General features: G+C 72.0%; 6 protein-coding genes and 1 pseudogene. All 7 read left to right on the plus strand.

Translation table 11 applies throughout. The annotated features are described in order from the left end of the window. Positions 1 to 532: 532 nt before the first annotated feature. The gene (locus BGN97_RS05415; protein ID WP_292698694.1) at positions 533 to 1,396 is read left to right on the plus strand and encodes a hypothetical protein; all 864 of its coding nucleotides are present in this window, start codon (positions 533 to 535) and stop codon (positions 1,394 to 1,396) included. Then, a complete protein-coding gene (locus BGN97_RS05420; RefSeq protein ID WP_292698696.1) occupies positions 1,396 to 2,433 on the plus strand; it encodes an HAD-IIA family hydrolase in 1,038 nt (345 codons plus the stop codon). Before BGN97_RS05415 ends, BGN97_RS05420 begins: the two co-directional genes overlap by 1 nt. 80 nt (positions 2,434 to 2,513) lie before the next feature. Continuing rightward, positions 2,514 to 2,681 carry a hypothetical protein gene (locus BGN97_RS05425; RefSeq protein ID WP_292698698.1) on the plus strand — a complete coding sequence of 56 codons (168 nt, stop codon included), beginning with the start codon at positions 2,514 to 2,516 and terminating at the stop codon, positions 2,679 to 2,681. Beyond that, on the plus strand, positions 2,678 to 3,475 hold the full coding sequence (locus BGN97_RS05430) for a TlyA family RNA methyltransferase (protein WP_292698700.1): 798 nt from the start codon (positions 2,678 to 2,680) through the stop codon (positions 3,473 to 3,475). The genes BGN97_RS05425 and BGN97_RS05430 overlap by 4 nt, the downstream gene beginning before the upstream one ends. After that, positions 3,472 to 4,377 (plus strand): NAD kinase, encoded by a 906-nt coding sequence (locus BGN97_RS05435; RefSeq protein WP_292698702.1) that lies wholly within the window; start codon positions 3,472 to 3,474, stop codon positions 4,375 to 4,377. Before BGN97_RS05430 ends, BGN97_RS05435 begins: the two co-directional genes overlap by 4 nt. Beyond that, complete coding sequence (recN, locus tag BGN97_RS05440) at positions 4,374 to 6,062, plus strand: DNA repair protein RecN (RefSeq protein ID WP_292698704.1); 1,689 nt, start codon at positions 4,374 to 4,376, stop codon at positions 6,060 to 6,062. The genes BGN97_RS05435 and recN overlap by 4 nt, the downstream gene beginning before the upstream one ends. A gap of 68 nt (positions 6,063 to 6,130) precedes the next feature. After that, positions 6,131 to 6,257, plus strand: a pseudogene (locus tag BGN97_RS05445) (hypothetical protein); the annotation flags it as partial.

Raw genomic sequence — 6,257 nt, forward strand, 5'->3', positions numbered from 1 at the left:
CGGTGACCGTCCGCAGGGTGAGCGTCGCCCTTTCGGCGATCGCGACCGCAGCCACGGCGACCGCCCGTACCGTGGCGACCGTCCGCAGGGAGAGCGCCGTCCTTACGGTGATCGTGATCGCAGCCAGGGCGACCGCCCGTACCGTGGCGACGGTCCGCAGGGAGAGCGCCGTCCTTACGGTGATCGTGACCGCGGCCAGGGCGACCGCCCGTACCGTGGCGACCGTCCCGAGGGTGAGCGTCGTCGCTATGGTGACCGTCCCCAGGGTGAGCGTCGCTCCTTCGGCGATCGTGACCGCAGCCGTGGTGACCGTCCCCAGGGTGAGCGCCGCCCCTATGGCGAGCGTCCTCAGGGCGACCGTCCGTACCGTGGTGACCGTCCGCAGGGTGAGCGTCGCTCCTTCGTTGACCGCGACCGCCCGCAGGGCGAGCGCCGCTCCTTCGGGGACCGCGATCGTGATCGCGGCGAGCGTCCGTCCTACCGGGACCGTCCGCGTGGCGGCGCCGACCGCCCGGTCAACGAGTTCGCGCCGGTGCGCGAGCGCATCGAGGAGCCGCCGATCCCTGAGGAGATCACCGCGCGCGACCTGCACCCCTCGGCGCGCAACGAGCTGAAGACCCTCAGCAAGGAGAACGCCGACCAGACGGCCCGCCATCTGGCGATGGCCGCGCAGCTGATCGACGAGGAGCCGGAGCGCGCGCACGCGCACGCCTTGGCGGCATCCCGTCGCGCCGGCCGCATCCCGGTGGTGCGCTCCACCCTCGCGATCACCGCGTACGGCATCGGCGACTTCGCCCTCGCCCTTCGGGAGCTTCGCACCTACCGGCGTCTCTCCGGCAAGGACGACCTGATCGCGCTGATCGTCGACAGCGAGCGCGGCGTCGGTCGGCCGGACCGCGCCCTCGAGGAGGGCCGTGCCGTGGATCGCTCGGCGCTCGAGCCCGAGGTCCGCGTCGCGCTGGCGATCGCCATGTCCGGTGCCCGGCTCGACCGTGGTGAGACCGAGCTTGCGCTTGGCGAACTCGAGATCCCGGAGCTCGACCCCGATCGCGCGTTCGAGTGGAGCCCCGCGCTCTTCTCGGCGCGCGCGGCGGTGCTCGAGGACCTCGGCCGCACCGACGAGGCGGCGTTCTGGACCGAGCGCGCCGACGTCGCAGCATCCGCTCTCGGCCTCGACGGCCAGTTCGACGAGATGATCGTCGAGGACGGTCTGGTCGAGGACTTCGACGAGGACTACGACGACGAGGACGAGTCCGGTGACGTCGAGGACGTCGAGGCTCCCGAGTCGGACGAGCCCGCCGACTCTGCGGAGGCCGAGACCGCGACGACCTCCGACGACGCAGCTGCGGACGTGCCGGAGGACGGCACCGATCGTGACCCGGAGTCCGAGGCCTGATGGCGCTGTTCCGCCGCGCGAAGCCGGCGCCCACTCCGCTGACCGACCGTGACGCACTGCTCGCCGACCTCGACGGGGTGGTCTATGCCGGACCCGGTGCCCTCCCGCACGCGATCGAGAGCCTGAACCGCGCGGCCGAGCAGCTGCGCCTGGGGTACATCACGAACAACGCATCCCGCACGGATGCCGCGGTCGCCGCGCACCTGAGCGAGCTGGGCCTCACGGTGGCTCCTGCCGACGTCGTGACGAGCCCGCAGGCGGCCATGCGGCTGCTCGCGACGATGGTGCCTGCACCCGCGACGATCCTCATCGTCGGGGGAGACGGCCTGGTCGACGAGGCGCACAAGGCCGGATACACGGTCACCCGCAGTGCCGAGGACTCGCCGGCCGCGGTCGTGCAGGGCTTCGCCCCCGAAGTGGGCTGGACCGACCTCGCTGAAGCCGCGTTCGCGCTGCAGGTGCCCGAGGAGGAGGGCGGGATCCCGTGGATCTCGACCAACACCGACTGGACGATCCCGCGCGATCGCGGCGTGGCCCCGGGCAACGGCACGCTCGTCTCCGCCGTGCACACCGCGATCGGCCGGCTCTCGATCGTCGCGGGCAAGCCCGAGAAGCCCATCTTCGAGGTGGCCGTCGAGCGCTTCAGCGCGCAGCGCCCCCTCTTCATCGGCGACCGGCTCGACACCGACGTCGCCGGAGCCGCCCGCGCCGGCATCGACTCCGCGCTGGTCCTGACAGGCATCGACCGTCCCAAGCACGTTCTCGCCGCCCCGCAGGGCTCGCGCCCCGACTACATCCTCAGCGACCTGCGCGAACTGCACGAGCCGTATCCGGAGACGATCGAGAAGAACGGCGTCTTCACGGTGAACGATGCCGCCGTGCGCGTGGTCGATGCGGACGTGCAGATCGTGTCCGAGGGCTCGTCGCAGATCGACCTGCTGCGCGCCGGAGCGGCAGCGATCTGGGCGACGGGCCTGATGATCTATGCGTTCCGGGTGCCGGAGCGGCTGTACGCGGATCCGTTCCACAAGCCCTGAGCCCCGCACGGTCTCCGTTCCTTTCCACAGGCCCTGAGCGTCTCCCTCGGCTCGTCGGCGGTGCGCGTTACAGTGGTCAGATGGAGCACACGCGCGACGAGCCGGCCGACGCCCTGTGGAGTCGGCTGCGGTTGATCGAGGGGCAGCCCCTCGACTCCCGCGCGGATGCCTACGGATCCCTGCATGACGAGCTCATGAAGCGACTCGAGAGCGCGCCTCGCGGCGACGCCGCCCCGGGAACGCGATGACCAGACTCGATGCGGCCCTCGCGGCGCGGGGCCTGGCCCGCTCGCGCTCGCACGCCGCGACCCTCATCGCCGACGGCCTCGTCCGGGTCGCCGGTCACCCCGTCGTGAAGGCCTCGACGCCCGTCACCGACGACACCGAGATCCGCGTCGACGGAGCCGACCACTACGTCAGCCGCGGCGCCCGCAAGCTCATCGCGGCACTCGACGGCTTCGCCATCGACGTCCACGGCAGGCTCGCCCTCGACATGGGCGCCTCGACGGGCGGGTTCACGCAGGTGCTCCGCGAGCGCGGTGCACGGCGCGTGCTCGCGGTCGACGTCGGTCACGGCCAGCTGGCCCCGTCCGTCGCCGCGGATGCCGGCGTCACGTCGGTCGAGGGATTCAACGTGCGGCACATGACCGCGGAGAGCCTCGCCGACGCCACGGGCGAGCCGGCCCGACCCGAGCTCGTGGTCGGCGACCTCTCGTTCATCTCCCTGGAGCACGTGCTGCCGGCCGTCGCCGGCGTGATCGCGCCCGGCGGTGACGTCGTGCTACTGGTGAAGCCCCAGTTCGAGGTGGGCCGCACGGCCATCAAGGGAGGGCTCGTCACCAACCCCGCCCTGCGGGTGGACGCGGTCGAGCGCACCCTGTGGACCGCACACGACAGCGGGCTGGGCGTGCTCGGCATCCTGGCCTCGCCCATCCTCGGCACGCACGGCAACGCCGAATACCTGGTGCACCTCGCGCCCGGCCGCGGCACGGATCCGTCAGAATGGTCGGAGCAGATCGCACACGTGGCAGGAGGACGATGAACGAGCGCCGGATCCTGGTCGTCGCCCACGCGAAGCGACCCGACACGGTCGATGCGGCTCTGCGCGTCATCGACGCACTGCACCAGGCGGGCGCGGTCCCCGTGCTCGCCGCCCCCGATCGTGAGGAGCTCTCCGACGTCGACGCCCGGTTCGCCGAGATCGCGCAGCTCGGCGAGGACGTGGTGGCAGAGGATCTCGAATTGGCGATCGTCCTCGGGGGCGATGGTACGATCCTGCGCGCGGCCGAACTGGTCCGCGACTCCGGAGCGCCCGTGCTCGGCATCAACATGGGGCACGTCGGCTTCCTGGCCGAGATCGACCGTGACGACATGGACGCCGCCGTGCACCGCGTCATCGCGCGCGACTACGAGGTCGAGGAGCGCATGGCGCTCTCGGTGCGGGTGAAGGACGTCGAGGGCACGGTCGTCTACGAGACGTGGGCCCTGAACGAGGCCACCGTCGAGAAGGCCAGCCGGGAGCGGATGATCGAGGTCGTCATCGAGATCGACGGGCTGCCGCTGTCGAGCTTCGGATGCGACGGGATGGTCGTCTCCACGCCGACAGGCTCCACCGCATACAACTTCTCCGCCGGCGGACCCGTGATCTGGCCGACCGTGGAGGCCATCGCCGTCGTGCCGCTGTCGGCGCACGCGCTGTTCGCGAAGCCGCTCGTGGTCGGACCCGAGGCATCCGTCGCGATCGAGATGCTCGAGCGCACCAGCGGCACCGGCATCCTGTGGTGCGACGGCAGACGCTCGCACGACCTTCCGCCCGGAGCGCGCGTCATCGTGCGCCGGTCGTCACGGCCGGTGCGGCTCGCGCGACTGCATCCGACAGCGTTCACGAACCGCCTGGTCCGCAAGTTCCAGCTGCCCGTCGCAGGATGGCGAGGTGCCTCGTGATCGATGAGATGCGCATCCGCGGCCTGGGCGTCATCGATGACGCCGTGCTGCCGCTGGGCCCTGGGTTCACCGCCGTCACCGGCGAGACCGGTGCGGGCAAGACCATGGTCGTCACCGGACTCGGCCTGCTGCTCGGTGCCAGGGCGGATTCGTCCGCCGTGCGCGCCGGAGCCTCCCAGGCATCCGTCGCGGGTGTGTGGCTCGTGCCGCCGCACGGGCCGGTCGCCGACATCGTCACGGATGCCGGCGGCGAGCTCGAACCCGCCGGCGACGCCTCCGAACTGTACGTCTCGCGCACGTTGAGCGCCGAGGGGCGCAGCCGCGCGAGCGTGGGCGGCCGCGCGGCCCCGGCCTCCGTGCTCTCCGCCCTCGCGGATGAGCTGGTGGTCGTGCACGGCCAGTCCGATCAGCTGCGCCTGCGGTCGGCATCCGCTCAGCGCGACGCCCTCGACCGCTTCGGCGGCGAGCGGATCGCGACCGCGCTGGCCGAGTACACCGAGCGGTTCCAGGCATGGCGGGCGCTGGATGCCGAGATCGCCGAGCTCACCGAGAACCGCGACCGTCGCGCAGCCGAGGCCGCGCAGCTGCGCGAGCAGCTCGCCGAGATCGAGCAGCTCGAGCCCGAGTCGGGGGAGGACGTCTCCCTGAACGAGCGCGCCGAGCGCCTCGCGAACGCGGAGGAGCTGCGGCTGTCCGCGTCCCAGGCACGCACCGCGCTCTCCAGCGAGGACGACGAGCCCGACGTGGCCGGACTCGTCGCCGAGGCGCGACGCGCCCTGGAGCGGGCCGCCGACCCGCAGCTCACCGAGATCGCCGAGACCCTCGCCGATCTGGGCTATCGGGCCGCCGACCTCGCGGGGCAGCTGTCCACCTACCTCGCCGACCTCGACGAGTCGGGCCCGCACGAGCTGGCGGCCGTCGAGGAGCGCCGTGCGGCGATCGGCGGGCTGATCAGACAGCACGGCTCCCTGGAGCAGGCGCTCGAGGTGTGGCGGACGGGTTCGCTGCGCCTGGCCGAGCTCGACGACGACGGCGACCGCATCGAGCGGCTCACCGCCCAGGCATCCGAGGCGCGCAGCGCGCTCGACGCCGCCGCAGACGCGCTCACCGCAGCCCGCACCGACGCCGCCGTGCGCCTGTCGGACGCTGTCACCGAGGAGCTGCACGCCCTGGCGATGCCGGATGCCCGGCTCGAAGCGCGGGTCTCGCCCGGCACCGAATCCGCGCACGGACGCGACGACGTCGCGATCCTGCTCGCCCCGCACCCCGGCGCCGAGCCGCGCTCCGTGTCGCGCGGCGCCTCGGGCGGCGAGCTGTCCCGCGTCATGCTGGCCATCGAGGTCGTCATCGCCGGCACCGACCCGGTCCCGACGTTCGTGTTCGACGAGGTCGACGCCGGCATCGGCGGTGCAGCCGCCATCGAGGTCGGCCGCAGGCTCGCGCAGCTCGCCCGCACCTCGCAGGTGATCGCGGTCACCCATCTCGCCCAGGTCGCCGCATTCGCGACCAACCACCTGTCCGTCGTGAAGTCGAACGACGGCTCCGTCACCGCCTCCAGCGTCACGCGACTCTCGGGCGAGCAGCGCGAGGCCGAGATGGCGCGACTGCTCTCCGGGCTCGCCGATTCGGCTGCCGCGCTCAGCCACGCCCGTGAACTCCTGAGCCTCGGCTCGGGAACGAACTGATAGGATAAAAGCCCGTGATGAACTCTTCTGTTGCGGGGCCCAAGAACGACACCACTCGACACATCTTCGTGACAGGCGGTGTCGTTTCGTCGTTGGGGAAGGGTCTCACGGCGGCCAGCCTGGGCAACCTCCTCACCGCCCGCGGACTTCGCGTGGTCATGCAGAAGCTCGACCCGTACCTGAACGTGGACCCGG

Source organism: Microbacterium sp. 69-10, from assembly GCF_001897945.1.
Taxonomy (GTDB): Bacteria; Actinomycetota; Actinomycetes; order Actinomycetales; family Microbacteriaceae; genus Microbacterium.